Annotated in this window: 1 protein-coding gene; it reads left to right on the forward strand. The window is 71.0% G+C overall.

The window, feature by feature from the left end:
• The coding region (locus tag Q7A36_RS40815) for a PAS domain-containing protein (RefSeq protein WP_305109484.1) at positions 1 to 496 on the forward strand (496 nt) is incomplete at both ends.

Consider the following 496-nt stretch of genomic DNA (forward strand, 5'->3'; position numbering starts at 1 on the left):
TCGGGTCGTCTTCTCCAACCCGGAGGCGGAGCGGATTCTCGGACGCCCGCTGGCCGAAGCGCCGGATTGGCGCGCCTACACCGCGAGCTTCGGGGCGCTCCACCCCGACGGCCGGACATTGACAGCGGACGAGTATCCGCTAGCGCGTGCCGTTCTCCGGGGCGAGAGGGTCGACCACGAGGCGCTGATGCACCGGCGTGATGGTGAGGCGCTCGTACATCTCGAAGTGAGCGCCGCCCCGATCCGCGACGCCGCCGGTCGGGTGGAGTTGGCCATCGCCACCTTTCAGGACGTCACCGCGAGAGCGCGGGCCGAGCAGGCCCTGCGGCGGGCGCAACGCCTCGAGGCGATGGGCCAGCTTACCGGTGGCGTCGCGCACGACTTCAATAACCTACTCATGGTCGCCTCTGGCAACCTGCAGTTGCTCGCTCGGCGGACCTCGGACGAGGTGCTGCTGCGCTTCGCGCGCGGCGCGCTGGAGGCCCTCCGGCGCGGC

Source organism: Paracraurococcus lichenis, from assembly GCF_030657435.1.
GTDB lineage: Bacteria > Pseudomonadota > Alphaproteobacteria > Acetobacterales > Acetobacteraceae > Paracraurococcus > Paracraurococcus lichenis.